This window comes from Actinoplanes sp. 13 (genome assembly GCF_056134165.1).
The window spans coordinates 482728-508528 of record NZ_JBVYOQ010000001.1; the positions used below are offsets into that span (position 1 = coordinate 482728).

At 71.4% G+C, this 25801-nt stretch carries 29 protein-coding genes; 9 read left to right on the forward strand and 20 right to left on the reverse strand.

The genetic code is table 11. The features are described 5' to 3' along the window. Positions 1–11: 11 nt before the first annotated feature. The 4 genes from pyrH to AC0NH5_RS02170 all read right to left on the reverse strand — a co-directional run bounded on the left by pyrH (position 12) and on the right by AC0NH5_RS02170 (position 3580). Positions 12–722 carry a UMP kinase gene (pyrH, locus tag AC0NH5_RS02155; RefSeq protein WP_474400325.1) on the reverse strand — a complete coding sequence of 237 codons (711 nt, stop codon included), beginning with the start codon at positions 720–722 and terminating at the stop codon, positions 12–14. A gap of 157 nt (positions 723–879) precedes the next feature. Next, entirely contained in the window at positions 880–1710 is an 831-nt protein-coding gene (tsf, locus tag AC0NH5_RS02160) for a translation elongation factor Ts (protein ID WP_474399235.1), read from the reverse strand. 77 nt (positions 1711–1787) lie between these two features. Continuing rightward, positions 1788–2744 (reverse strand): 30S ribosomal protein S2, encoded by a 957-nt coding sequence (gene rpsB / locus AC0NH5_RS02165; protein ID WP_474399238.1) that lies wholly within the window; start codon positions 2742–2744, stop codon positions 1788–1790. Positions 2745–3001: 257 nt separating this feature from the next. Further along, the gene (locus AC0NH5_RS02170; RefSeq protein ID WP_474399242.1) at positions 3002–3580 is read right to left on the reverse strand and encodes a hypothetical protein; all 579 of its coding nucleotides are present in this window, start codon (positions 3578–3580) and stop codon (positions 3002–3004) included. Between the two features lie 139 nt (positions 3581–3719). On the opposite strand from AC0NH5_RS02170, the gene AC0NH5_RS02175 reads away from it, so the two are divergent. The 3 genes from AC0NH5_RS02175 (at position 3720) to dprA (ending at position 6956) form a co-directional block, all read left to right on the forward strand. Further along, positions 3720–4079, forward strand: a complete 360-nt coding sequence (locus AC0NH5_RS02175; RefSeq protein ID WP_474399244.1) for a YraN family protein — start codon at positions 3720–3722, stop codon at positions 4077–4079. After that, positions 4079–5623: a YifB family Mg chelatase-like AAA ATPase gene (locus tag AC0NH5_RS02180; protein ID WP_474399246.1), complete on the forward strand. Its 1545-nt coding sequence runs from the start codon at positions 4079–4081 to the stop codon at positions 5621–5623. Before AC0NH5_RS02175 ends, AC0NH5_RS02180 begins: the two co-directional genes overlap by 1 nt. A 109-nt stretch (positions 5624–5732) precedes the next feature. Further along, the gene (gene dprA, locus AC0NH5_RS02185) at positions 5733–6956 is read left to right on the forward strand and encodes a DNA-processing protein DprA (RefSeq protein WP_474399247.1); all 1224 of its coding nucleotides are present in this window, start codon (positions 5733–5735) and stop codon (positions 6954–6956) included. Positions 6957–7129: 173 nt separating this feature from the next. Here the strand turns inward: dprA and AC0NH5_RS02190 are convergent, their stop codons facing one another. Next, entirely contained in the window at positions 7130–7315 is a 186-nt protein-coding gene (locus tag AC0NH5_RS02190; RefSeq protein WP_052164533.1) for an AlpA family phage regulatory protein, read from the reverse strand. Between the two features lie 1463 nt (positions 7316–8778). Here AC0NH5_RS02190 and AC0NH5_RS02195 point away from each other — a divergent pair. Then, on the forward strand, positions 8779–9183 hold the full coding sequence (locus AC0NH5_RS02195; RefSeq protein ID WP_474399249.1) for a winged helix-turn-helix domain-containing protein: 405 nt from the start codon (positions 8779–8781) through the stop codon (positions 9181–9183). A gap of 255 nt (positions 9184–9438) precedes the next feature. On the opposite strand, the gene AC0NH5_RS02200 is transcribed toward AC0NH5_RS02195, so the two are convergent. Continuing rightward, the gene (locus AC0NH5_RS02200; protein WP_474399251.1) at positions 9439–9900 is read right to left on the reverse strand and encodes a pyridoxamine 5'-phosphate oxidase family protein; all 462 of its coding nucleotides are present in this window, start codon (positions 9898–9900) and stop codon (positions 9439–9441) included. Between the two features lie 120 nt (positions 9901–10020). On the opposite strand from AC0NH5_RS02200, the gene AC0NH5_RS02205 reads away from it, so the two are divergent. After that, the gene (locus AC0NH5_RS02205; RefSeq protein ID WP_474399252.1) at positions 10021–11115 is read left to right on the forward strand and encodes a tyrosine recombinase XerC; all 1095 of its coding nucleotides are present in this window, start codon (positions 10021–10023) and stop codon (positions 11113–11115) included. Between the two features lie 18 nt (positions 11116–11133). After that, positions 11134–12327 carry an aminotransferase class V-fold PLP-dependent enzyme gene (locus AC0NH5_RS02210; protein ID WP_474399254.1) on the forward strand — a complete coding sequence of 398 codons (1194 nt, stop codon included), beginning with the start codon at positions 11134–11136 and terminating at the stop codon, positions 12325–12327. Here the strand turns inward: AC0NH5_RS02210 and AC0NH5_RS02215 are convergent. The 13 genes from AC0NH5_RS02215 to proS form a co-directional block, all read right to left on the reverse strand. Further along, the gene (locus AC0NH5_RS02215; protein WP_474399257.1) at positions 12324–12794 is read right to left on the reverse strand and encodes a murein hydrolase activator EnvC family protein; all 471 of its coding nucleotides are present in this window, start codon (positions 12792–12794) and stop codon (positions 12324–12326) included. The genes AC0NH5_RS02210 and AC0NH5_RS02215 overlap by 4 nt on opposite strands. A gap of 77 nt (positions 12795–12871) precedes the next feature. Next, positions 12872–13195, reverse strand: coding sequence for a DUF2469 domain-containing protein (locus AC0NH5_RS02220; protein WP_014447123.1), 324 nt, complete (start codon positions 13193–13195; stop codon positions 12872–12874). Beyond that, the gene (locus AC0NH5_RS02225; RefSeq protein WP_474399260.1) at positions 13192–14037 is read right to left on the reverse strand and encodes a ribonuclease HII; all 846 of its coding nucleotides are present in this window, start codon (positions 14035–14037) and stop codon (positions 13192–13194) included. The genes AC0NH5_RS02220 and AC0NH5_RS02225 overlap by 4 nt, the downstream gene beginning before the upstream one ends. After that, positions 14038–14532, reverse strand: coding sequence for an NUDIX hydrolase (locus AC0NH5_RS02230; RefSeq protein WP_474399261.1), 495 nt, complete (start codon positions 14530–14532; stop codon positions 14038–14040). A 42-nt stretch (positions 14533–14574) separates the two neighbouring features. Next, a complete protein-coding gene (gene lepB, locus AC0NH5_RS02235; protein WP_474399262.1) occupies positions 14575–15237 on the reverse strand; it encodes a signal peptidase I in 663 nt (220 codons plus the stop codon). Continuing rightward, positions 15234–16127 (reverse strand): signal peptidase I, encoded by an 894-nt coding sequence (lepB, locus tag AC0NH5_RS02240; protein WP_474399264.1) that lies wholly within the window; start codon positions 16125–16127, stop codon positions 15234–15236. Before lepB (AC0NH5_RS02240) ends, lepB (AC0NH5_RS02235) begins: the two co-directional genes overlap by 4 nt. A gap of 167 nt (positions 16128–16294) precedes the next feature. Next, positions 16295–16651, reverse strand: coding sequence for a 50S ribosomal protein L19 (rplS, locus tag AC0NH5_RS02245; RefSeq protein WP_474399267.1), 357 nt, complete (start codon positions 16649–16651; stop codon positions 16295–16297). A gap of 175 nt (positions 16652–16826) precedes the next feature. Beyond that, positions 16827–17591 (reverse strand): tRNA (guanosine(37)-N1)-methyltransferase TrmD, encoded by a 765-nt coding sequence (gene trmD, locus AC0NH5_RS02250; RefSeq protein WP_474399270.1) that lies wholly within the window; start codon positions 17589–17591, stop codon positions 16827–16829. Then, positions 17591–18154 (reverse strand): ribosome maturation factor RimM, encoded by a 564-nt coding sequence (rimM, locus tag AC0NH5_RS02255; RefSeq protein WP_474400327.1) that lies wholly within the window; start codon positions 18152–18154, stop codon positions 17591–17593. The genes trmD and rimM overlap by 1 nt, the downstream gene beginning before the upstream one ends. A 46-nt stretch (positions 18155–18200) precedes the next feature. Next, on the reverse strand, positions 18201–18458 hold the full coding sequence (locus tag AC0NH5_RS02260) for an RNA-binding protein (protein ID WP_014447131.1): 258 nt from the start codon (positions 18456–18458) through the stop codon (positions 18201–18203). After that, positions 18436–18990: a 30S ribosomal protein S16 gene (rpsP, locus tag AC0NH5_RS02265; protein ID WP_474399273.1), complete on the reverse strand. Its 555-nt coding sequence runs from the start codon at positions 18988–18990 to the stop codon at positions 18436–18438. Before rpsP ends, AC0NH5_RS02260 begins: the two co-directional genes overlap by 23 nt. Before the next feature lie 306 nt (positions 18991–19296). Beyond that, complete coding sequence (locus AC0NH5_RS02270) at positions 19297–19956, reverse strand: ribonuclease FAU-1 family protein (protein ID WP_474399275.1); 660 nt, start codon at positions 19954–19956, stop codon at positions 19297–19299. 26 nt (positions 19957–19982) lie between these two features. After that, positions 19983–21389, reverse strand: coding sequence for a proline--tRNA ligase (gene proS, locus AC0NH5_RS02275; protein ID WP_474399277.1), 1407 nt, complete (start codon positions 21387–21389; stop codon positions 19983–19985). Positions 21390–21467: 78 nt separating this feature from the next. On the opposite strand from proS, the gene AC0NH5_RS02280 reads away from it, so the two are divergent. Genes AC0NH5_RS02280 through AC0NH5_RS02290 form a run of 3 tightly spaced genes read left to right on the forward strand, consistent with a single transcriptional unit; the run spans position 21468 to position 24722 of the window. Further along, positions 21468–22802: an outer membrane protein assembly factor BamB family protein gene (locus AC0NH5_RS02280; RefSeq protein WP_474399279.1), complete on the forward strand. Its 1335-nt coding sequence runs from the start codon at positions 21468–21470 to the stop codon at positions 22800–22802. After that, positions 22799–23311, forward strand: a complete 513-nt coding sequence (locus AC0NH5_RS02285) for a SigE family RNA polymerase sigma factor (RefSeq protein WP_474399281.1) — start codon at positions 22799–22801, stop codon at positions 23309–23311. The genes AC0NH5_RS02280 and AC0NH5_RS02285 overlap by 4 nt, the downstream gene beginning before the upstream one ends. Continuing rightward, entirely contained in the window at positions 23301–24722 is a 1422-nt protein-coding gene (locus tag AC0NH5_RS02290; protein WP_474399283.1) for an outer membrane protein assembly factor BamB family protein, read from the forward strand. The genes AC0NH5_RS02285 and AC0NH5_RS02290 overlap by 11 nt, the downstream gene beginning before the upstream one ends. On the opposite strand, the gene AC0NH5_RS02295 is transcribed toward AC0NH5_RS02290, so the two are convergent. Continuing rightward, complete coding sequence (locus AC0NH5_RS02295; protein WP_474399285.1) at positions 24723–25799, reverse strand: amidohydrolase family protein; 1077 nt, start codon at positions 25797–25799, stop codon at positions 24723–24725. Positions 25800–25801 lie beyond the last annotated feature (2 nt).

Below are 25801 nucleotides of genomic sequence, written 5' to 3' on the forward strand. Positions count from 1 at the left end.
TGTGGCGCGCCTCAGTCGGCGGTGATCAGAGTGCCGATCCGCTCGCCGGCGCACGCACGCACGATGGTGTCGTCGCCCTCCGCGCCGAAGATCAGCATCGGGAGCTTGTTCTCCTGGCAGAGGCTGAACGCGGCCTGGTCGGCCACGCGCAGACCGCGCAGGAGAACTTCCTGGAAGGTGATGGATTCCAGCTTGCGGGCATCCGGGTCGATCCGGGGGTCCGCGGTGTAGACCCCGTCGACCCCGTTCTTGCTCATCAGCACCATGTCCGCGTGGATCTCCAGCGCACGCTGGGCGGTGACGGTGTCGGTGGAGAAGTACGGCATGCCGGCGCCGGCGCCGAAGATGACGACGCGGCCCTTCTCCAGGTGCCGGATGGCACGCAGCGGAAGATAGGGCTCGGCGACCTGGGCCATCGTGATGGCCGTCTGCACGCGCGTCTCGATGCCCTCCTTCTCCAGGAAGTCCTGGAGAGCCAGGCAGTTCATCACCGTGCCGAGCATGCCCATGTAATCGGCGCGGTTGCGGTCCATGCCGCGCGCCTGAAGCTCGGCGCCGCGGAAGAAGTTGCCGCCGCCGACCACGACGGCGACCTGGATGCCCCGCCGCGTCACCGTGGCGATCTGCCGCGCCAGCGACTGCACCACGTCGGGTTCGACCCCGACGTCGCCGCCGCCGAAAACCTCGCCGGAGAGTTTGAGCACGACTCGCCGCGGCCGCATGGTCGGCGGGTTCTGCTCGTCAACCGTGGCGGACTGTTCGGTCCCCAATGTCATGAGACCCGCCTTCCCTTCGCGTTCTGCTCCAGACCCTATGCGACTGGGAGGCCGGACGCAGAATCGCGTACCCGACCTCCCCGTGCCATTGAACTGCCGCGCCTTACTCCTGGCCGACCTCGTACCGGACGAAGCGGGTGACCTCGATGCCGGCTTCGGCGGTGACCTGCTTGACGGTCTTCTTGTTGTCGACCACGGAGGCCTGCTCGAGCAGCACGAAGTCCTTGAAGAAGGAGTTCACCCGGCCCTCGATGATCTTGGGCAGCGCCTGCTCGGGCTTGCCCTCCTCGCGGGCGGTCTGCTCGGCGATCCGCCGCTCGGACTCGACGACCTCGGCCGGCACCTCGTCCCGGCTCAGGTACTTCGGCCGCATGGCGGCGATCTGCATGCCGACGCCACGGGCGTCCGCGTCACCGGCCTCGTCGGTCTTGCCCGAGTACTCGACCAGCACGCCGACCTGCGGCGGCAGGTCCTGCGCCTTACGGTGCAGGTAGACCGCGACGGTGCCCTCGACGATCGTGAAGCGGTTCACGACGATCTTCTCGCCGATCTTCGCGGAGTACTCCTGGACGGTGTCGGCGACGGTCTTGCCGTCGTCCAGCGTGGCCTCGAGCAGCGCGGCGGCGTCAGCGATCTTATTGGCCTCGCCGAACTCGACCAGGCGCTGACCCAGAGCGACGAAGTCCGGGGTCTTGGCGACGAAGTCGGTCTCGCAGTTCAGCTCGAGCAGCGCCTTGCCGGAGTGCGCGACGATGCCGTTGGCAGCGGTGCGGCCGGCGCGCTTGCCGACGTCCTTCGCGCCCTTGATGCGCAGGAACTCGACGGCCTTGTCGAAGTCGCCCTCGGCCTCCTCGAGCGCCTTCTTGCAGTCCATCATGCCGGCACCGGTGAGGTCGCGGAGCTTCTTCACGTCCGCGGCGGTGTAGTTAGCCATGACTCTTCTCTCGATGTCAGTCGGGATTCGGCCGCCGCCGCCCGGGGGCGGCGGCGGCCGGAAGCACGTCGGTTGACTTACTCGGCGGGGACGGTGGCCGGCGCGGCGGCGGCCGGAGCAGCCTCAGCCGGAGCAGCCTCAGCCGGGGCGGCCTCAGCCGGAGCAGCCTCAGCCGGAGCAGCCTCAGCCGGGGCGGCCTCGGCAGCGGCAGCCGGAGCAACGGCGGTCTCGTCGGCCTTCTTCTCGGCGCCCTCGTAGAGGTCGCGCTCCCACTCGGGCAGCGGCTCGCCAGCGGCGACGGTGCCCGCCTCGGGCTTCTCCTCGGCGCCGCCACGGCCACGGCCGGAGCGGGCGATCAGACCGTCGGCCACGGCGGTGGCGATGACCCGGGTCAGCAGCTCGGCCGAGCGGATCGCGTCGTCGTTGCCCGGGATCGGGAAGTCGACCTCGTCCGGGTCGCAGTTGGTGTCCAGCACCGCGATGACCGGGATGTTCAGCTTCCGGGCCTCGTCGACGGCGATGTGCTCCTTCTTGGTGTCCACGACCCAGATCGCCGACGGCGTCTTGGTCATGTCCCGGAGGCCACCGAGGGTCTTGGTCAGCTTGGTCTTCTCGCGGAAGAGCTGGAGGGTCTCCTTCTTGGTGTAACCGGCGGCGGTGCCGCTCAGGTCACCCAGGGCCTCGAGCTCCTTCATCCGCTGCAGGCGCTTGTAGACCGTCTGGAAGTTGGTCAGCATGCCACCCAGCCAGCGGTGGTTCACGTACGGCTGGCCGACCCGCGTCGCCTGCTCGGCGATGGCCTCCTGCGCCTGCTTCTTGGTGCCGACGAAGAGGATGTGGCCACCCTCGGCGACGGTGTCACGCACGAAGCTGTACGCCTTCTCGATGTAGTCGAGGGTCTGGCGCAGGTCGATGATGTAGATACCGTTGCGCTCGGTGAAGATGAAGCGCTTCATCTTCGGGTTCCAGCGCCGGGTCTGGTGCCCGAAGTGGACACCGCTCTCCAGCAGCTGGCGCATGGTCACGACGGCCATGGTGGGTTACTCCCCTGGTCTTCCCTGGTTGTCACGCTCACCGGCGGTGGGCGCCCTGGCGCCTTGTCGGCGGCCACAGTCGGGCCCGACAGAGATCGGGACCAGGGAGGACCGCCGCCGGCCGCGGCGCACCGGTGAAGCCGGTGACGGGCGGTCGGAGGGCACGCGAGGTCGACCGCCTCAGGCGGTCGCCGTGCACCAGCATACGCCAAGCTGCGGGACGGCCCGGTCCGGGCCGTCCACCACCTGCGGGCCGGTCAGGCCACCGCGAGGCCCGCGGCGAGCAGGACGATCAGGCCGACCGGCAGGTAGGCCAGCGGAGCGCGCAGCCAGGCGTCCCGGGTGAGCGGGCCGCCACCCGCGGCGAACAGACCGAAAGCCGTCAGCGCGAGACCGAGCGTGAGCAGGACGGCGGGGACGATGCCGCGAGCGGTGGCGTCAGCGGCGAAGGTCACGCTGAGCAGCAGGCGCAGTGCCGGCAGCAGGAGGATGGCGACGGTGGCCGCGAGGGCCACGGAGGAGACCGAACGGCGGGTGCGATAGACGCCTTCCGGGTCTCTTTGCGCGGCAGGCGGGTCTTTCGGTGGCGTCACCGGGGGAACCAGGGCGGTCGGTTCGGCGGCTGGGCTCTGGGGCGGCGCGGTGGTCGGGCGGACGGCCGGATATTCCGGGCCGCGGATCGGCACGCGTACGCCCTCCGGCGGCGCCTCCCGCTGCTCCGGCATCCGGTAGCCGCCCTCACCCAGCGCGTGTGACCCGGACACCTCCGGGTCGGTGGTGTAGCGGCGGCCGGTGTACCAACTCGGCTCGGACTCGTCGGCGTAACGATGCTCCACGACCTCGCACGGTAGGTGACCAGCGCCGACACCGCCACCCGTAGCACACCGGCGGAGGATCGCGGGACGTTGTCCACAGGGCCGGTGAACCCACAGGGCCGCCCGCGATCAGCGCCCGGCCGTGCCACGGTCCCGCTTCATGACGACTGAGCGACGTGCGGTCGGCGCCTACGGCGAACGGCTCGCCGCCCGGCACCTGGAAGGCCTCGGACTGGTCCTGCTGGAACGCAACTGGCGGTGCGCCGACGGCGAGGTGGATCTCATCCTGCGCGACGGCGAGGACGTGGTCTTCTGCGAGGTCAAGACACGGCGCGGCGCGGCCTTCGGCCCACCGGCGGCCGCGGTCGACCACCGCAAGATCCGCAAGCTGCGGCTTCTGGCCGGTCGCTGGCTCAGAGAATCGGGGGTACGGGCACGCGAGATCCGGTTCGACGTGATCGAAGTGCTTCCACAGCGCCGGGGCGCCACTCGGCTGGTGCACATCAGGGCCGCGTTCTGATGAGCTACGCCCGCGTGCACTGCGTCGGCCTGCTCGGCGTGGCCGGGCACCTGGTCGAGGTCGAGGCCGACCTGTCCAGCGGCCTGCCGGCCGTGGTGCTCACCGGACTGCCGGACACCGCGCTCAACGAGGCCCGCGACCGGGTCCGCGCAGCGATGGTCAACTCCGGGCAGGAGTGGCCCAACCGCCGGATCACCGTGAACCTGCTGCCGGCCGCACTGCCGAAACAGGGCAGCGGGTTCGACCTCGCCATCGCGGCAGCGCTGCTCGCCGGGGCGGGAGAGTTGCCGCCGCGCCCGCTGGAAGGCGTCGTCCTCCTCGGCGAGCTGGGGCTCGACGGCACGGCGCGGCCGATCCGCGGCGTGCTCCCGATGGTCGCCGCCGCGGTCCGCGAAGGGATCACCCGGGTGATCGTGCCGCTCGGCAACGCCCGCGAGGCGATGGTCGTCCCCGGCGTGACCGTCCGGGCCGTCGACTCGCTGCGGTGCCTGATCGAGTTCGTACGCGGAACCGGCACCCTGCTCGACCCGCCACCCGCGCTGCCCGCCCCTCCCCCGGCCGGACCCGACCTGGCCGACGTGGCCGGGCAGCAGACCGCCCGGTACGCCCTGGAGATCGCCGCCGCCGGTGGGCACCACGTGGCGCTGCTCGGCCCGCCCGGCGCCGGGAAGACGATGCTCGCCGAACGCCTGCCGTCGATCCTCCCGGAGCTGGACGACGAGGCCGCCCTCGAGGTGACCGCGCTCCAGTCGATCGCCGGGGTCCTGCCACCGGACGGCGGGCTGGTCCGCCGCCCGCCGTTCCAGGCGCCGCACCACAGCGCCAGCATGGCCGCGCTCGTCGGCGGGGGCAGCGGCCTCGGACGGCCGGGCATGCTCTCGCTGGCGCACCGGGGCGTGCTGTTCCTGGACGAGGCCCCCGAGATCGCCCGGGCCACCCTTCAGGCGCTGCGCCAGCCGCTGGAGAGTGGGCGGGTGGTGCTGTCCCGGGCGCGCGGCACCACCGAATTCCCGGCCCAGGCCCAGCTGGTCCTCGCGGCGAACCCGTGCCCGTGCGCCAGCCCCGCCGGGGACCAGGCGTGCCACTGCAGCCCGGTCGTCCGGCGCCGTTATCTGGGACGGCTGTCCGGGCCGCTGCTCGACCGGATCGACATCAACATCAACGTGCTGCCGCTGACCGCGGTCCAGCTGATGAGCGACTCGGAGCCCGCCGAACCGTCGGCGGTCGTCGCGGTGCGGGTGGCCCGCGCCCGGGCCGCGGCGGCGGAACGCTGGTCGGCGGACGGGTGGCGGGTCAACGCCGACGTGCCAGGACCACAGCTGCGGCGGGTGCCGTGGCGGCTGCCGCCGCGGGACACCGAGATCCTCAACCGGGCACTGGACCGGGGCACGCTGTCGGCGCGCGGTGTCGACCGGGCGTTACGGCTGGCCTGGACCGTTTGCGACCTCGACGGGCGGGATCGGCCCGGGCGCGACGACGTGAGCGAGGCCTTCTATCTGCGGATGGGCGAGATGCTCCAGCGGCCCGTACGCGATCGGTCGTGAGCCCTTGCCCGGCGCAGCCTGCGCCTTACCTGGCCTGGCCGCCCCACCTCGCCTCGCCGCCGTCCCCTGTTCCGCCCTCGCTCACCTCGCCCTCGAAAGGACCGACCTCATGAAGCCGGATCACCCCGACGCCCCGGGCCTCCCGCCGCCGGACAGCGCCGGCAGCACGGCCGACGACGCGGCGGACCGGGCGGCCCGGGTCGCGCTCACCTGGCTCGCCGAGCCCGGCAACCGGGCCGTGTGGTCGTCGGTGCGGCAGTGCGGCGCGCCGGAGACGCTGGAACGGCTCCTCAGCGGCGATTTCCCGGACAAGCGGCTGCTCGCCGCGGCCGGCGCGCGCGCCGCCGTGGGTAACGCCAACCGGGTGGCGGAGATCGCGCTGCGCAAGGCCGAGCGACTCGGCATCCGCCTCGTCGTGCCCTCGGACGCCGAGTGGCCGTCCCGGGTCGACGAGCTCGCCCGGCTGGAACTCGACGCCGGCGGCCGGATCAACGTCGACACGCGGCCGCCGCTCTGCTTCTGGGTACGCGGCAGCTCGCCGCTCCACGAGACGCTGGACCGATCCGTGGCGATCGTCGGCGCGCGGGCGGCCACGAGTTACGGCACCCACGTGGCGACCGAGATGGCACACAGCCTGGCGAGCCGGGACTGGACCGTCCTCTCCGGCGGAGCCTTCGGCATCGACGCCGCCGCCCATCGGGGCGCACTCACAGCCGGTGGCCGGACCGTGGCGATCCTCGCCTGCGGCGTCGACCGTCCCTACCCGGTGGGCAACGCCGCCCTGTTCGAGAAGATCGCCGAGGACGGGCTGCTGATCAGCGAATGGCCGCTGGGCGCCGAGCCGCTGCGCCACCGGTTCCTGATCCGCAACCGCGTCATCGCCGCCGCAACCGCGGGAACCGTCGTCGTCGAGGCCGCCGCCCGCAGCGGCGCCACCCAGACGATGAGCCGGGTGCTGGCCATGGGGCGGCCCGCGATGGTGGTTCCCGGGCCGGTCACCTCGGCCATGTCGGTCGGCTGCCACGAGATCCTGCGCGCCGACCCGTACGCGCGGGTGGTCACGTCGGCCGCGGACGTGTTCGAGGAGGTGGGCCGGATCGGCGAGTTCCTGACCGAGCCGCCACGCGGACCGGAGCACGTGCGCGACTCGCTGGACGAGGAGTCGGCGCTCGTCCTGGAGGCCTTCCCGCGACGGGGGACGTCCACTCCGGAGGATCTCGCCGCCGCGGCCCGGCTGCCCCTCCGCACGGTCCTTCGCCGGTTGTCCTTGCTGGAGACCGCCGGCCTGGTCGTACGCCGGGAAGAAGGCATCGCCCTGGCCCCCGACGCCTGAGCCCGGAACGCCGGCGCGGGATCCCGCCGGCACAAGCAGGACGTGAGGCGTTGGCCTACTGGCGGCACAGCACTGGCCGGCTCGTCGGCGCCGGCCCCACCTTTTCCGGTGGTGGCCCGGCGCCCACAGCCGGTCGTAGCGGTCGCGCCGTCATGGCGGCGCGAGCGCCGGCCTCAGTCCTCGGACTCGTCCAGATCACGGCGGTGAACCTTCATCCACGCCTCGACGTCCTCAGTCAGCCAGACCTTCCCCTGAGCGAGGTCGGCAACCGGCTTCGGAAAATCGGCTCGACTCGTGATCTGGTAGGCCCGCTGCCGGCTGACTCCGCCCAGACGGATGCGGATCTCGTGCGCGCCCATGAGTCGGATCGGCTTCACTCCCACATGATCGACCGTAGGCGCGGGACTATTAGTCGATAATCAACTTGATACGAGACAGCTAGGCCTTAAGCAACTACACTGCTCCGCATGACTAGAGGTCATGGGTCAACACCCCCGGTTCCATGTTCGCCGAGGCACCGCCGCGACTGGCGCACCCTGTGGCGCCGCTGCATCTGCGGGCTGCCCGCCCCCTGCCTGGACCAACGCCTGCCGGCCGTGTCGCCGCCGTTTCCGCCGCCTGCGCTTGCCGCCGCCCTCCGACCCGATCCACCCGCACCGGTCGCCGCCCCGCCGGGCAACCCGCTCACGTCGTGCGCTTCGTTCCGGGCGAGCCCGCCGCCGTTTCCTCCACTCAGTTCAAGCCCGCCCCCGTTCCCTCAGCCCAATCCCAGCCCGTCGCCCTGGCTGACAGGACCATTCACGCGTCCCCCGCCACCCACATCGCTGCGGCCGCGAATCCCGCCGGACGCCCGGCCGCCTCACACCGGCCCAGCAGCATCGTGCGAGTTGGGCCGCTGACGCACTTGGCCATAACGACGAGCCCGAACGCGCGTTGACGCACCGTGCGCCGTGAGCAGCTGACGTTCCGCTTCGGATTCAGTCACAGCCACGAATCATCAAGCGCGAACACGCGGCCTGAGTCGCTCGGGCAGGTGCCACATATCGAAATCGGCCTCAGGTGTGCCACACGAAGCCGCGGGCCGCACCAGCCGCGAGACCGACCCGAGCGCCGGGCCGGGCCGAGCTGGGCCGGGCCGAGCTGGGCCGGGCCGAGCTGGGCCGAGCTGGGCCGGGCCGAGCTGGGCCGAGCTGGGCCGGGCCGAGCTGGGCCGGGCCGGGCCGGGCCGAGCCGGGCCGAGCCGGGCCGAGCCGAGCCGAGCCGAGCCGAGCCGAGCCGAGCCGGGCGAGGCAGAGCCGAGCCGAGACACGGGGCGGACTTGTCGAGGGCCGACCGGGGGGACCGCATGAAGACGATTACGAACAGGGAGCATCTGGGCAGCCGTCCGCAGTGGAACTGCAGGGTGTGCGGGCAGGCCTGGCCTTGTGACAACGCGAAGGCGAGATTGCTGACCGAGTACCGATCGTTCCCGTCGTTGCTGAAGATCTATCTGTCGGCCCAGATGTACGAGGCTCTGGATGATCTGACGGCGAACGGTGAGTCGCCGCCAAACCTTTACGGGCGGTTCCTAGCCTGGGCACGCCGAGAGCCAACGGCGCCGTGAGAGCAGACCTAGCAAGCGGCACCGCCGACGCGGGCCGGGCGGGTCAGAAACGGGCGACGGTCGCGCCTCGGGGGCATTTCTGCCTGCCTCGGCGAGGGTCCGTCGCCCGCCCTGCCACCCGATCGAGCTTGGCCTTCTCAGTGTGGCGAGAGTCAGCTTAGTAATGTTGGTCTGTAGGTACAACATGATGGAGGATCGTGTTCACGTAAGATGACGACCATGATCGATCACTCCGCGGACCGGGCCGTCTTTCGTCAGCTGGCGGATCTGTTGCGGCAGCGGATCGAGTCCGGGGAGCTTCGGCCGGGTGATCCGCTGCCCAGTGAGCTTCGCCTGGCGGACGATTACAGCATCAGCCGCACCACGGTGCGGCAGGCGATCGGGCAGCTGCGCAGTGAAGGGCTGGTCACCGTGGATCGGCCACGTGGCACGTTCGTCCGGGTGCCGGAACCGGTCGAGGTCATTTCGCTGGCTCGTGGCGAGCGCGTCGGCGCACGCATGCCGACGGACGCCGAGCGCCGGAAATATCGGCTCCGCGACGGTGTTCCCGTCCTGGTGGTCACCGCGGTCGACGGGACGGAGACAGTCCATCCCGCCGACCGCGTGGAGCTGACCCGCCCCTGACCCCGCAAGCGGAACCACGGCACGGCCAGGAGCGCCACCACAGCCGGAGCGCCACCACAGCCGGAGCGCCACCACAGCCGGAGCGCCACCACAGCCCTGAGCGGGAAGCACAGTCCTGAGCGGGAAGCACAGCCGGAGCGCCACCACAGCCCTGAGCGGGAAGCACAGCCCTGAGCGAAGCACGGCCAGCAGCGCAACCGTTGTCAGGGGCAGGAGCCACTGACGGCGCGCACCAGACGAACGGCCGGACCGGCGTCAGGTGCGGGTGCGACGCCGGTGACCGCGCCCCTCGTGCCAGGACTCGATCACCAGGTGGTCGGCGGGGTCGCCGACGTAGGTGAGCGAGATCTCCGAGATGTCGATGCGGAAGAAGCCGGCGCCCACGTGAGGAGTGTCGGCCGGGGGCGGCATCTCGACGGCGCGACCGGCGAGCTTGGCGTCGCCGGGGCCTTTCTCGGGATGGTCGGCCGGCGGCTCCAGGGTGGGGCTGTGCATGGCCATCCGCGGATCTCTGCGCAGGTCCCGCAGCTTCAGCGAATCGGGCATCATGCCGAAGGTGAGCTCCCCGTCCTGGAACACCGCCTCGACCGCGCTGATCCGGGGCGAGCCGTCCCGGCGCAGAGTGGCGATCGTCTTGTTCGTGCCGGCGTCGAAGAGCGCGCGCACCCGGGCCGCGAACTCCGGCGCCTCTTTCTCAATCTCTTCCCAACGTGCCATGCCGGTGAGGTTAGGCCGGGGGTACGACAGAACCGGGAGCACGACGAACCGGCCGGGATGCGACACGACCGGGCGCGGAGGCTTGACGACATGATCGCCGGTGGAGGACGGTCGCGGGTGATGCGGACGCGTGACATGCACCAGGATCTGCCTTCCGCGCTGCGGGAGGCGGTGGATGACTTCGGCCGCCACCTTGCGGTGGTGGAGGGGCGGTCGGCGCACACCGTCCGGGCCTATCTGGGTGATGTGGTCTCGTTGCTCGACTTCGCCGTCCGGGAGGGCCGGACCAGCGTGGCCGACCTGGACATCATCGTGCTGCGCGGGTGGCTGGCCGCGCGGTTGGGTGGTGGCGCCGCGCGCACGTCGCAGGCCCGCCGGGCGGCCGCGGTCCGCGCGTTCACCGGCTGGGCGCTCCGCGACGGGCGCGCCGCCGCCGATCCGGGCGCGCAGCTCGCCAGCCCTCGAGCCCACCGCGGCCTGCCCTCGGTGCTCCGCGCCGATCAGGCGGCTGACCTGATGACCGCGGCCACGAAACGCCACACCCCGCCCGACGAGCGGGACCACGCGCCGGCCGGCGGGACAGGGCCGGCTGGCGGGACAGAGCCGGCCCGCGAGACAGAGCCGGCCCGCGAGACAGGGCCCGCCGGCGAGACAGGGCCCGCCGACGGGCCCGCGGCGAACACCGAAGGGCCGGAAAATCCTGAGGGCGACGCCATCGCGATCCGCGACCGCGCCGTCGTGGAGATGCTCTACGCCACCGGGGTACGCGTCAGCGAGCTCTGCAACCTCAACCGCGCCGACGTAGACCACGCCCGTCAGGTGATCCGTGTCCTCGGCAAGGGCGCCAAGGAGCGTGCCGTCCCCTTCGGCGTCCCGGCCCGCCGGGCGCTCGACGACTGGCTGCGCCTGGGTCGCCCCGCACTGGCCGCCCGGGCCGGCCGGGACGCGCTCTTCCTCGGTGAGAAGGGCGGCCGCCTGCAACCGACCGTGGTCCGCCGGATCGTCGCGCGGGCTGCGCAGGCGGCCGGGCTGCCGCACACCAAGCCGCACGATCTGCGGCATTCGGCGGCCACCCATCTGCTGGACGGCGGGGCCGATCTGCGCGCGGTGCAGGAGCTGCTCGGCCACAGTTCGCTGTCGAGCACGCAGATCTACACGCATGTGTCGACGGACCGGCTCCGGGCGGCGTTCAAACAGGCGCACCCCCGAGCATGACCACGTACGATCCACTGCATGAGCGCCGCCGGTGATCCGCCCCCATCCATTCCCGGCGCCCGGCTCCTGTTCACGCTGGATCCGTCGGTGTCCTATCTGAACCACGGGTCGTTCGGCGCGCTCCCGATCGGGGTGCAGCGCGCCCAGCAGCGGCTGCGTGACGAGGTGGAGTCGAACCCGCTGCGTTTCTACGGCAGCGGGCTGATGGACCGGATCGTCCACACGCGAAGGCATCTGGCGACGTTTCTCGGCGCCGACCCGGACGGCAGCGCGCTGGTGCCGAACACCACGGCCGCGGTGTCGCTGGTCCTGCAGTCGGTGCGGCCGGGCTCCACCGACGAGGTGCTGCTCACCGACCATGCGTACGGTGCGGTCGCGCTCGCCGTCCGCCGGCAGTGCCGGCGGAGCGGGGCCAGCGCCCGCACCGTGGCGGTGCCGATGGGTGCCCCGCCCGGCGAGGTGGTGTCCCGGATCCGGGCCGCGCTGCGTCCGGGCCGCACCCGGCTGCTGGTGGTCGATCAGCTGGCGTCGGCCACTGCGGCCCTCTTCCCGGTTCGGGAGATCGTGGCCGCCGCCCAGGCCCACGACATCCCGGTGCTCGTGGACGCCGCGCACGTCCCGGGCATGCTGCCGGTCGACGTGTCCGCGATCGGGGCCGACTTCTGGGTCGGCAATCTGCACAAGTGGGCCTGGGCGCCACGCGGCACCGCGCTGCTGAACGTGGCGCCGGCCTGGCGCCGCCGCATCGATCCGCTCGCCGTCTCGTGGGAGCAGGAGCAGGGGTTCCCCCAGGCGGTGGAGTTCCAGGGCACCGTCGATTACACGAACTGGCTGGCCGCTCCGGCGGGCGTCTTCACCCTTCGCACGTTGGGCCTGGAGACCGTGCGACAGCACAACGAGACGCTTGTCGCGTACGGCCAGAGGGTTGTCGGTGACGCTCTCGGCCTGGCGCCCGCCGATCTGCCGCACCCCGGCGGACCGGGGGTCTCGATGCGGGTCGTGCCGCTGCCGGCCGGGCTTGCCAGCACGCCGCCGGAGGCGCAGGCGCTGCGCCTGCACATCGCCGACAAGCTGGCGGTGGAGACCGCGGTGAACGCGTGGGGCGGGCGTGGTTTCCTGCGGTTGAGTGCGCAGGTCTACAACCGGCCGGAGGAGTACCAACACCTGGCCGAGCACCTGCCGACCCTGCTGAACGAGCTGCAGACCCGCTAGGCCAACGGCAGCAACCGCACCCGGCCGAGCCCCAGCAACGCCAGCGGATCGAGATAGTCTGCGCCCCGGCGCAGACCCCAGTGCAGGCAGGCCGCCGCCGCGCAGCCCGGATGCCCGGCCGTCACCGCGCCCAGCTGATCTCCCGCGGCCACCTGGTCACCTGCGGCGACGGCCACGTCGACCGGCTCATATGTCGTCCGGAGACCACCCGAATGGGCGACCACGACGACCCCGCGCCCGGCGAGCACCCGGGCGAACAGCACCGTCCCCGCACCGGCGGCGCGAACAGCCGACCCGGGCGACGCCGCCAGGTCGACCCCGCGGTGGCCGGCCAGCCAGGGCCGCGGCGGCGGATCGAAGCGCCGCACCACCTGCGGCGGCAGCACCGGCCACCCATAACGGGCCGTCCCCGGCGGAACGGGAACGAGCAGCAGGAACAAGGACAACAGTGAGGCGGCAGCGACCATGCCGGTCACCCTGCCGCGCCGGGCCCACCGCCGCGACCGCCCCTGTGGACGACCGCGGAATGTGGATAACCTGCTGGTTACCCGCCGAACCCGGCATCATCGGGCAGCGAGATGTCCGGCTTCTCCAGCTCCTCGACGTTCACGTCCTTGAACGTCATCACCCGCACGTTCTTCACGAACCGAGCCGGCCTGTACATGTCCCAGACCCAGGCGTCGTGCATCTCGACCTCGAAATACACCTCGCCGTCCGAGTTGCGCACGTGCAGGTCCACCTGGTTGGCCAGGTAGAACCGGCGCTCGGTCTCCACCACGTAGGAGAACTGGCGGACGATGTCGCGGTACTCCCGGTAGAGCTGGAGCTCCATCTCGGTCTCGTACTTCTCGAGATCCTCAGCGCTCATCGTGTCTCGCCCTCCATGGCCTCATCTTCCCCCACCGACGGCGACGGCTGAGGCTGCTCGCCCGACGCCACGCCGACGGTACCCTCAGCCGCCTCCGGAATCAGCAGCGGCTCCGTAACGGAACCACCCGCGGGGACCTCGAACAGGGCCGCGGGTGGCTCCACCGGTCGGCGCGCCCGGGGCGGCCGGTTCCCCCGCCCGGAGGCGGCGGCCACATTCACATAGGAGAACCGGTGCTCGGTGCACGGCCCGTGCCGGGTCAGCGCGGCGCTGTGCTCGTCGGTGATGTAACCCTTGTGCACGGCGAAGCCGTAGTCCGGGAACTTGGCGTCCAGCTCGACCATCAACCGGTCCCGGGTGACCTTGGCGAGCACGCTGGCGGCCGCCACGCACGCCGCGACCCGGTCGCCTTTCCACACCGCGAGGCCCGGCACGCCCAGCCCGTCCACCGGGAATCCGTCGGTCAGCACGTAATCCGGGCGGACGGTGAGCGACGCGAGCGCGCGGCGCATCGCCGCCAGGTTGCAGACGTGCAGGCCGCGGGAGTCGACCTCGGTCGGCGGGATGATCATCACGGACCAGGCGAGGGCGCGCGCCACCACCTCGTCGTAGACGCGCTCGCGGGCGGCGGCGGTGAGCAGCTTGGAGTCGGCCAGGCCGGGAACCTCGCCGCGCCGGCCCTCCGGCAGGATCGCCGCGGCGGCCACCAGCGGACCGGCGCAGGCGCCCCGGCCGGCCTCGTCGGCGCCGGCCACGTGCCGGAAGCCACGGCGCTGCAGCGCCTGCTCCAGCGCGTAGAGACCGGCTTCCCGGCGGACCACGGTGCGGGGTGGGGCCAGCATCTAGAAACCCTTCTCCGGTACGCCTACGCCGGCAGACGGTACGCCGGCGGAGGTCACCCGCCGCAGGAGATCGGCCAGGTCCTCGGGATAGATCAGCTCGGTGCTCGCCTCGATCTCGGCCGCCGACCACCACCGGTGCTCGGTGATGGTCAGCTGCTCCTCGGCGTCCATGCCCGCCGTGTCGACCTGCCGGTCCGCCACCCGGAGCAGGAAGAAGTCCTGACTCTGACGGTAGTGGCGGCCGCAGTACTCGAATTCGGCGACCTCGCTGCGGACCGGCTCGCCGAGGTCCTCGGGAGCGACCCGCAGCCCGGTCTCCTCGAACAGCTCGCGGGCGGCGGCCGCCGGCACGGTCTCACTCTCGGCCAGCCCGCCGCCGGCGGTGAACCACCAGCGCAGCCCGGGCCGCCCCGGATCGCCCCCGTGCAGCAGGAGCACCCGGCCCACCGGGTCCACCAGGAGCACCCGGGCGGCGCGGCGGTCAATCACGGTCACGGGTCAAGCCTATTGCGCTCGCACCGCGTCCGGCGAACCGGATTACTGCCCCGGTGCGGCCGGGATCGCGTCGAAGCCCTCCGGCACCGAGAGCCAGGTCGCCCGGCCGGCCGGCCAGAAGATCGTGAAGGCGCGCCCGACGACCGAGTCGACCGGGACCGTGGCGTCGTCGATCTTGCCGGCGTCGTCCGTGGCGGTGCTCTGCTCGTAGTGCTCCAGGGAGTCGCCGGAGGCCTCCCGGTGGTCGCCCATCACCCAGAGGCGGTCGGGCGGCACGGTGATCGTGAATTCCTGGTCGGCCACCTGGTCACGGGTGCCGTCGGCGTCGGTGTAGATGTACGGCTCGTCGAGCGAGACCCCGTTCACCTGGAGCCGCTGCTGGTCGTCGCAGCACATCACGGTGTCGCCGGGGGTGCCGATGACCCGCTTGATGAAGTCCTCCCCGTCGGCGCCGGACTGCCAGTCGACGGGCGCCTTGAAGACCACGATCTCGCCCCGTCGCGGTTCCCGGAAGTCGTAGACGAGCTTGTTGACCAGCACCCGGTCCCACACCTCGAGGGTGTGCTGCATCGACGGTGACGGGATGTAGAAGGTCTGGAGAACAAAGGCGCGAACCAGGACGGCAACAAGGATCGCCACACCCAGCAGGATCGGAAGCTCGCGCCAGAAAGACCCCCGGCGCTTTTCGGTCTGCTCGTCAATCACGCTCGGAGCCTACGTCGTCGAGTCACGAACGACATGCCGGAACGCGCGGATAACGCCGCGCTGAGCAGAAGGGGCAGGACATTGGTGGACACCGTCGGGTCCGCCTTGGGCTGCGGCTGTGCGGGCGCGGCGACCGCGGTCGGCTGGTCCGCGGCGAACTGTTTCCACACGTCCGGCACGTTCAGGCTGGTGAAGCGGTCGCTCGGCCAGACCACCACGAATGCCCGGCCGATGATGTTCTCGATCGGCACCGGGCCCTGGCAGCGGGCGTCCTGGGAGACCGAACGGTGGTCACCCATCACGAACATCTGCCCGTCCGGGACGGTCACCTCGGAGAACCGGCGGCTGGTGCACTGACCGGCGATCGGCGGCTGGTTCAGGTCCGAGTTGAAGCCCTCGGCGATGTACGGCTCGTCGATGCCCACGCCGTTGACCGTGATCCGGCCCTGCTCGTCGCAGCAGGCGACCTTGTCACCCGGAAGCCCGATCACCCGTTTGATGAAGTCCCGCTCGCCGGGGCGGCTGACGCCGACCAGGTCGCCGATGGTGCGGCCGAGCTTGGCCACGAAGGCGTCGCTGACCGGCTCGGTCACCTCGGGCGCCCAGTCCTCGGTGCCGCGGAAGACCACGATCTCCCCGCGCAGTGGGTCACGCATGTCGTAGACGACCTTGTTGACCAGCACCCGGTCATCGATCTCGAGCGTGTTCTCCATCGACCCGGAGGGGATGTAGAACGCCTGGACCAGGAAGGTGCGGATCAACACGGCCAGGCAGAACGCCACCACCAGCAACAACGGCAGCTCCTGCCACAGGGGCATCTCCTTGCGCCGGATGCCGGACCGCCGCCGCGACGCCGGGCCATAGCCTTCCATCGGTTCCACGCTTCGCATCTCCCGCCGTCTGCCGGCCGAACCGCCCCCGGATACAGCACTACCGCCCGAGTTCCCCGGCTAGGGGAATTTACGAGCGGTAGGACTGAAATGGTTCACCTCGAACCGTCCGGCACAGGCGCAAGCCTAATGGGCCCGCGCCTGTTTCTGCCGCACGAGTTCTCGGCTCAGACGGTCTGCTTCTCCCGCAGCTCCTTGATCTTGGCCTTCTTGCCACGGAGCTCACGCAGGTAGTAGAGCTTGGCGCGACGGACGTCACCACGGGTGACGACCTCGATCCGGTCGATCGACGGGCTGTTGAGCGGGTACGTCCGCTCGACACCGACGCCGAAGCTGATCTTGCGAACCTTGAAGGTCTCGCGCAGACCGGCACCCTGGCGACCGATGACGACGCCCTGGAAGACCTGGACACGGGAGCGGTTACCTTCGACGACCCGGGCGTGCACCTTGACCGTGTCACCGGCGCGGAAGCTCGGAAGGTCGGTGCGCTGCGACTGGGCGTCGAGAGCGTCCAGCGTGTTCATCGCTGCATCCTCGTCGTACTAGAGCGCACCGGGAGTTCGGTGCGCGAGTGGGTGATTCTGACTCCCCCCGCCGGCCTCGACGCGGAGCGGCTCCCGCGCGGGAACCGTTCTTCGAGAAGATCGACCAGGGAGTCCTCGTCCCACCCCGCGGCGCGGGACGGAGACGGCAACCTCCCTACTCTGCCACACCCGGAGCCGGGATCTGAAATCCGGCCTCGGCCAGCGCCTTCCGGTCCTTCTTGTCCAGATTTTCCGGCGGATAGGCGGCCCACATGTCGGGCCGGCGGGAGGCGGTCCGGAACATGCTCTGCTCACGCCGCCAGCGGGCGATCCGGCCGTGGTCGCCGGAGCGCAGCACCTCGGGCACCTCGCGTTCGCGCCAGGTCGCCGGCTTCGTGTAGACGGGGGCCTCCAGCAGGCCGGCGGCGTGCGACTCCTCGGTCAGCGAGTCGGCGTTGCCCAGCACCCCGGGCAGCAGCCGGGTGATCGCTTCCATGATCACGATGACCGCGACCTCGCCGCCGAACAGCACGTAGTCGCCGAGTGAGACCTCGCGCACCGGCATCCGGGCCGCGGCGTCGTCGATCACCCGCTGGTCGATGCCCTCGTACCGGCCGCAGGCGAAGACCAGGTGGTCCAGCGCCGCCAGCTCGTGCGCGTCGGCCTGGGTGAACGGCTTGCCCACCGGGGACGGCACCACCAGCGTCGACGACGGGGTCGCCACCGCGTCCAGCGCCTGCCCCCACGGCTCCGGGCGCATCACCATGCCGGGACCACCACCGTAGGGCGTGTCGTCGACGGTGCGGTGCACGTCGGACGTCCAGGTGCGCAGATCGTGCACCTGGAGCTGCAGCACGCCGGCACCCCGGGCCTTGCCGATCAACGAGAGATCCAGCGGCCCGAAATAGTCCGGGAAGATGGTGACGACGTCGACGCGCACTACAGGTCCAGCAGACCTTCGGGCAGGTCGACCACGATCCGCCCACCGGCGAGATCCACGGTGGGGACGATCGCGCTGACGAACGGGATGAGAGCCGTCCCACCGCCCGCCTTGGCGAGCACGATGAGGTCGGAGGCGGGCGCGTGGTCGATGCGCTGCACGGTGCCGAGCTCGGCACCGTCGGCCGCGACGACCCGCAGGCCGACCAGCTGGTGGTCGTGGAACTCGTCCGGATCCGACGGCGGCGTCAGGTCGTCGCTGTCCACCTGCAGGTAGACACCGCGCAGCGCCTCGGCGACGTTGCGGTCGAGGACACCGGAGAACACCGCGATGCCGCGACCCTGATGCCAGCGGATCGACTCCAGCACGAGCTGTTTCGGAACCTCGTAAGGAACACCGGGGTCGGCAGCCGGCGGGCCGACGCTCACCCGGCGGTCCCGCGGGACCTCCGTGATGAACACCGACCCGGGCGTGAAGCGTTCCTCGGGTTCGTCGGTCCGCACGGTCACCGAGACCTCGCCCCGGATCCCGTGCGGCTTACCTATCTGGCCGACGACGAGCAGCACTCAAACTCCCTTGCAGTACGGCGAAGCCGTTTAGGAAGCTCGATCAGTACGCGTCGACGATGTCGACGCGAATGCCGCGCCCGCCGATCGAACCGATCACCTGACGCAGGGCCTTGGCCGTCCGGCCGCCGCGCCCGATGACCGTTCCCAGGTCCTCCGGGTGCACGCGGACCTCGAGCCGCTTGCCGCGGCGCGAGTCGACCAGCCGCACCCGGACGTCGTCCGGGTTGTCGACGATGCCCTTGACGAGGTGCTCCAGCGCGGGCCGGAGCGCCCCGTCAGCTCGCGTCGGCGCCGGCACCGGCCGGGTCCTCAGCGGTCTCGGCGACAGCCTCGCGGTTCGGCTCGGCCGGGTCGACAGCCTTGGTCTGCGCCGGGCGGGCCTCGGCGACCTCCGGAGCAGCCGGCTTCTTGCCCGACTCGGCGGTCTCCGCGGTGGCGGCGGCCTTCTTGCCCGACTTCGCGGTGGTGGCCGGCTTGGTGTCGGCGAGACCCGCGGCGGCCTTGGCCTCGGCCTCGTACACCTCGGTCTTGTTCTGCTTGCTCGGCGCGACCAGCAGCGGCGGCGGGGCCGGCAGGCCCTTGAACTTCTGCCAGTCGCCGGTCTTCTCGAGGATCCGCTGCACCGGCTCGCTCGGCTGGGCGCCGACGCCGAGCCAGTACTGCACGCGGTCGGACTTCACCTCGATGAGCGAGGGGTGTTCCTTCGGCTGGTAGATGCCGATGTACTCGATGGCGCGGCCATCGCGCTTGGTGCGCGAGTCGGCGACGACGATGCGGTACTGCGGGTTGCGGATCTTGCCCATCCGCAGAAGCCGGATCTTTACGGCCACGGTAATAAGCTCCTGGTGACAGCGTGGGTGAGTCGACCGGGCCACGCGTGGGGTTGCGGGACCGGTGTGTCTCGTGGACTGGCTGTGCGACGAGGGGTTAGAGGGCGCCTCGCGCAAGCCGGATACCAGCTAGCCATTCTGCCAGACGGGAGAGGGCGATCCCAATCGGGCCGGTCTTTTGGCGAATCAGGATCAAGAGCTTTGGGTCGCACCTGGGTGCGTGGTGCTGACCGTCGCTCCCGCCGAGGCCGGGCCGGGGCCCACCTGCGGTGGCCCTGGCCCTTCATGCTGCGTGCGTGGTGAAGATCAAAACTCGCGGGCGCCGGGCCTGTCCCAGCCCTGCGGAACCTCGGTGGGCACCGGCCAGGACGGGTCGGGCCGGAAGTCGGTCCAGGTGCCGTCGAACGGGAAGTCGCCCGCCTCGATCATCTTGACGACGCGACGGCCCTCGGCCCGGACCGCCGCCTCGTCGGGCACCCAGTAGTGCTCCGGGAGGGCGAGGCGCTCGGCGAACTCGTCCTCGTCCTTCCAGTGCCAGGTGCGGTCGGGCAGCACCTCGATGTCGAGGTCCTGGTCGACCACGTCGACCCCGGCGATCGGGCCGTCGTCCCAGCGGACGGCGTGTTCCTCGAGGTTCACGTACCAGTTCTTGAACGCGCCGTCACCGGTGCGGAAGAACCAGACCGAGTGCTCGCCCGACGGCGGGATGAACTTCAGGATCCCGGGACCGTTCCAGGTCCGCCGCGTGAGCCGGTAGTCCAGCGTCACCCACTCGGTGAAGGGCATGTCGCGCACACCCCGGCCGTCGGTGGCCACCTCGACGACCACCGGCGTGTCCCGGGCCAGCCAGAGCAGCAGGCCACGTTCGTCGTCCGAGACCACCCGGCACGGCCGGACGTTGACGAGACGGCCGGCCGAGAAGTTCCGGTAGAGAACCGCCCGGCCGGGCTCGAAGAAGTCACTCATCGCGGGAAAGTCCACCGCCGGACGGCTCAGTAGGACCGGCCCAGGTAGGCGATCAGGCCCGGCTCCTCGTCCGACTCCGGCATCGACCCGTCCTCGCGGGTCAGGCACCGGACGGTGACGGCCTTGCCGTTGGCCTCCTTCTCGCCCGCCTCGCCGACCGCGGACCACGGCACCCGGGCCCACCCGGTCTGCGACGCCTCGATCGCCTCGCCGAGGGTCTTCACGTCGACCGTGCGCTCCGTGCGGAACGCCAGGGCGTCGTCGTAGAGACGCTGCTGGTCGGCCTTCAGCGAGGCCTGGACCATGGCGACCACCTCGGCCAGCGCGATCGGGGTCTTGCTGCCGTCGACCCGGCGGGCCACCACCACGTTGCCGGTCGCCAGGTCACGCGGGCCGACCTCGACGCGGATCGGGATGCCCTGCAGCTCGGCGTCGACCGCGCGACGCCCGAACGGCACATCGGCACGGTCGTCGAGCTTCACCCGTACCCCAGCGGTCTTGAGCTCGTCGCGCAGCTTGCCCGCCGCCTCGGCGACGCCCTCGCCCGCCTTGACCACCATGATCTGGACCTGGACCGGCGCGAGGCGCGGCGGAAGCCGCAGGCCGTTGTCGTCGCCGTGCACCATGATCAGACCGCCGAGCATCCGGGTCGAGGTGCCCCACGACGTGGTCCAGGCGTGCTCGACCGTGCGGTCCGCCGAGGAGTACGTGATGTCGAAGGCCTTGGCGAAGTTCTGGCCCAGCTCGTGCGAGGTGCCCATCTGCAGCGCCTTGCCGTCACCCATCATGGCCTCGACGGTCATCGTGTTGGTGGCGCCGGCGAACCGCTCACCCCGGGTCTTGCGGCCCGGCACCACCGGCACGGCCAGGATCTCCTCCATGAACGCCTGATAGACGTTCTTGTGGATGTCGCGGGCATGCTCGCGGGCGTCCTGCTCGGTGGCGTGCGCGGTGTGCCCCTCCTGCCAGAGGAACTCGGTGGTCCGCAGGAAGGTCCGCGGGCGCAGCTCCCACCGCACCACGTTGGCCCACTGGTTCAGCAGCAGCGGCAGGTCCCGGTAGGAGTCGACCCACTTGGCCATGAACTCGCCGATCACGGTCTCGCTGGTGGGCCGCACCACGAGCGGCTCGGCGAGCTCCTTGCCACCGGCGTGGGTGACCACGGCCAGCTCCGGCGAGAAGCCCTCCACGTGGTCCGCCTCGCGGCGCAGATAGTTCTCCGGGATGAACAGCGGGAAGTACGCGTTCTGGACGCCCGCTTCCTTGATCCGGGCGTCCATGTCGGCCTGCATGCGCTCCCAGATCGCGTAGCCGACCGGCCGGATCACCATCGTCCCGCGCACCGGGCCGTTGTCGGCGAGCTGCGCCTTGGCGATGAGGTCCTGGTACCAGCGGGGGAAGTCCTCCGCACGGGGAGTGAGCACGCGAGCCATGAGCACGCATCCTAGTCCCGCGCTGTGCGCAACCCACGGGGTGGGCGGGCCGTGTCCCTCGGTGGAAAGGACGGTGTGATGACGAAGAGCCATGGAACGGTTCTGGCGGCGGCGGTCGCGGTGCTGGCGCTCACGGCCGGCGCGGGGGTGGCCGTGTGGCAGCGCGACGAGCCGGCGACCGGGACGAAGCTCGCGGGCCAGGAGAAGCCCGCGGTGTCCGGGATGCGACCGGTGGGCGGCCCGATCCCGGTGCCCGGCAAGGGTGACTGGACGCAGGTGGTCTCCGCGGACGGCCGGATCTATGCCGCGGTGGAGGATCAGGGTTCCACTGCCGCGGACCCCACCCGGGTCCTCGCGTTCGACGCGAGGACCGGGAAACAGCTGTGGACCTCGAAGCGGTACGGGCTGATGCAGGACTACGGCGGCCCGATCGCGTTCCCCGGCGGCCTGCTGCTGAGCGTGAACGGCGTGCTGCACGTCGTCGACCCGGCGACCGGCGCGGAACGCTGGAAGCTCCGGATGCAGGGCCACGACAAGTTCGTGGTGGACGGGAAGATCCTGGCGCGGTTCAGCGCGCAGGGCGCCACCGAGGCGTACGACCTGGCCACCGGCCGGAAGCGGTGGTCCACGCCGGCGGGCGCCCGGAACGTGGCCGGCCTGCAGAGCGGCGACTACTACGAGGTGACCACCAACTACGGCCCCACGATGACCTTCGCCGACGACGGGCTGGTGCTGATCACCCGCGACGGCGGGGCCGAGGTGCGCGACATGCGTACCGGAAAGGTGCGGCGGACCGTCCAGGCCAATCTTCCCGGCGCGGACGCCCTGATCGCTTACCGGGACCGGCTCTTCACCGGTCATCAGGACGACGACGGCGGGCCGTGGCAGCTCCGGGTGACCGACCTGACCGATGCCGGCGCGACCCGTGACCTGCACACCATGCCGAGAGAGCTGGAAGCGCTCAGCTTCGCCCCGTGCGGCGACAACCGGATCTGTCTCGGCGTGCTGGACCGGGAGAAGAACCGGAGCGGCGGCCTGATGATCGACGTCGTCTCGGGCGCGGCCGTGACCACTCCCCTGGCCGAGCTGCACGGCGGCATGGGTCTCGACGGGCGTCCCGGGGGTGTGCTTGTCCACGACATCGGCGTCAGCGCGCTCTTCGACCGCGACGGCCGGATGGTGACCACGCCGCTGGGCGAGGGCCGCTGGATCGACGACGTGGACGCCCTGTGGAAGCAGGCGCGGGACACGCTCTTCGCCGTCAATGCCGCCACCGGGCGTACGACCGAGCTCGTCAAGTTGCCCGGCTCCCAGATCATGTACTGCGCCCTGGAATCCGGGTTCCTGGCGTGCGGCGTCGGCTCCGGCAATCACTACGCGAACGAATTGCGGATCTGGCGTTTCACGAGATGACCGGATCCGCTGACTTCGACTCCTTCTACCGGGACACCTCCCGGCGGCTGCTGCGCTACGCGTACGGCCTGACCGGCGACCCGGCCGAGGCGCAGGACCTGGTCCAGGAGGCGTACGCCCGGGCCTGGCAACGCTGGCGCCGGGTCGCCGGTTACGAGGACCCCGAGGCGTGGCTGCGTCTGGTGGTCAACCGGCTCTCCACCGACCGGTGGCGGCGCCTGTTCGTCCGCCGGGACCACGCCGCCCGACAGCGCCCCGACCGGCCCGTTCCGCCACCCTCCGAAGACACCGTGCTCCTGGTGAAGGCCATGCGCGCCCTGCCGGTGGCGCATCGGCGCGCGCTGGCCCTGCACTACCTGCTGGACCGCTCGGTCGCCGAGATCGCCGCGGAGACCGGCGTGTCCGCCGGCACCGTCAAATCCTGGCTCTCCCGGGGCCGGACCGCCCTTGCCGCCGCCCTCGCACCCACCCGTGACGACCTCCAGGAAGGAGCTCGCCGTGCCGGTTGACATCGACGAACTGTTCACGGCGCTGGGCCGCCAGGCCGACGCGCTCCCGCTGGGCCCGGCGGAAAGCGCCCGCCGGGCCGGTGACCAGCGCACCCGGACCCAGCGGATGGTCGCCGTGGCCGCCGCGCTGCTGCTGGTCGCGGCCGGGCTGGGCATCGCGGCGCTGCGCAGGGACCACGCCCCCGAGCCGATCCTGCCGGCCACGAAGATCCGTGGGATCGCCCCGGTCGGCCCGCCCCTGCACATCCACGGCCCGGCGAGCAAAAGCATGTTCAGCAGCAGCGTCGTCATCGGTGACCGCGTGATCGTCGCCTCCGGGAACATCGACAACAGCCTGGAGGTGATCGGGGTGGACACGCGCACCGGCGCCGAGGTCTGGAATGCCGGCACGATCGAGGCGTTCGAGACGAACGGGCCGGTCGCGGTTCCCGGCGCCGTGCTGATCGCCGAGGGATCGGCTCTGCATGTCCACGACCCGCGGACCGGAAGGAAACTCTGGGAGGTCGTGAGCCCGCGCAACGGCGACATCGTGGTCGACGGCGAGGTGCTGGTCCGGGTGAACGAGGGCGGCGTGACCGAGGGTTTCGCGCTGGCGACCGGCGCGAGGCTCTGGTCCACCCCGGCCGGCGCGGACCGGCCGCGGCTCACCACCGGAGTGGTCTCCGGTTCAACCTCGATGGAAACGGCGGGCCGCCCGATCCATCGCAGCGACGGCCGGTTCGCGCAGATCACCCTGGGTGGCCGGGTGCTGTTCCGCGACATGCGCACCGGCGACGTCCTGAAGTCGGTGGCGACCCCGGTGCGGCCCAGGTCGCTGACGTCGTTCTCGGCCTTCGACAACATGGCCGTCATCGGCGACAGGAGCGGCTACACCGACAAACCGTCCCGGCTCGTCACCGTGGACGCGGAGACCGGGAAGGCCGGCGTCCTGCATTCCATCCGGAGCGGATCTCTCCGGTCCTCCTTCCGGTGCGGGCCGCGACAGCTGTGTGTCGTCTCCGAGGACGGCGATTCGGCAGCGGGGACGCTGACCGCGTACGACCTGACGACCCGCAAGGTCAGCTGGTCGGCCGCGGCCCCGGCCATGGTCTCCACCTCGGTGCGCGGCGGGCGGATCCTGCTCACCGGCCTCGACGGCACGTCGACGATCTACGACACCGACGGCACCCTGCTCCATCAGGCCCGGACCGACAGGATTCCCGGCCGCACCGGCTGGATCGACGACGACCACGTCCTGTCGCTGACCCCCGGCCCGGACGGCGGTCACACGCTCGTCTCGGTCTCGGCCGCGGACGGCAGCGCCACCACCCTCGGCACCCTCTCCCGGTGGGCCGGCGGGTGCTCGTGGAGCAGCGAGATCCTCGCCTGCCGCGACGACGTCGAGTTGAAGATCTGGCGCTTCACCCGGTGATCATTTGATGACGGCGCCCCGCAGGACGATCCTGCGGGGCGCCCTCACCACCCGCAGGTCCACCCGCGGGTCGACGTCGTAGACCACCAGGTCGGCCAGGCCGCCCTCGACCAGGCCGGGGAAGCCCAGCCACTCCCGCGCCCGCCACGACGCCGCGGCCAGCACGTCGGCCGCCGGGATGCCGGCCTCGTGCAGGTAGAGCATCTCTTCGGCGGCCAGGCCGTGCCGGATGCCGCCGCCCGCGTCGGTGCCGACGTAGATCGGGACGCCGGCCTCGTGCGCGGCGAGCACCACGGACGGGAACCGGTCCCGCAGCGCGATCATGTGGTCCGCGTACCCCGCGAACTTCTCCCGCGCCTTGTCGGCGATCCCGCCGAACGTCCGAATGTTGATCATTGTGGGAACCAGCGCCGTGCCCTGCCGCGCCATCAGGTCGATCAGGTCCTCGGACAGGCCGGTGCCGTGCTCCACCGAGTCGACCCCGGCCCGCACCATGATCTCCACGCCCTCCTCGGAGAACGTGTGCACCGCGGCGCGCGCCCCGGCCGCGTGCGCGGCCGCCACCGCCGCCGCCATGGTCGCCGCGTCCCAGCTCGGCGCCAGGTCGCCCACCTCCCGGTCGATCCAGTCGCCGACCAGCTTCACCCAGCCGGTGCCGGCCCGCGCCTGCGCGGTCACCGCCGCGGCGACCTCGTCGGCGGCCACCTCCACGCCGATGTCCCGCAGATATCGGCGCGGCGCGGCCACGTGCCGCCCGGCCCGCGCGAGGCGGGGCACGCCCGGTTCGTCATCGAGTTCGGGGTACGGGTACGGCGAGCCGGCGTCCCGCAGCGCCAGAACCCCCGCGTCCCGGTCCGTGGCGGCGAGCTCACGCGCCTGGTCGAGGCTCTCGATCGGCTTGGCGCCGTACGCGATGCCCAGGTGGCAGTGGGCGTCCACCAGCCCTGGCACGATCCAGCCGCCGTCGCTGACCGTCTCGGCGCCCGTCACCGGCTCGAAGGTGACCCGGTCGCCGACCAGCCACAGGTCCCGAACCTCACCGTCCGGCAGAACCGTCCCACGCACATGCAACACCATGG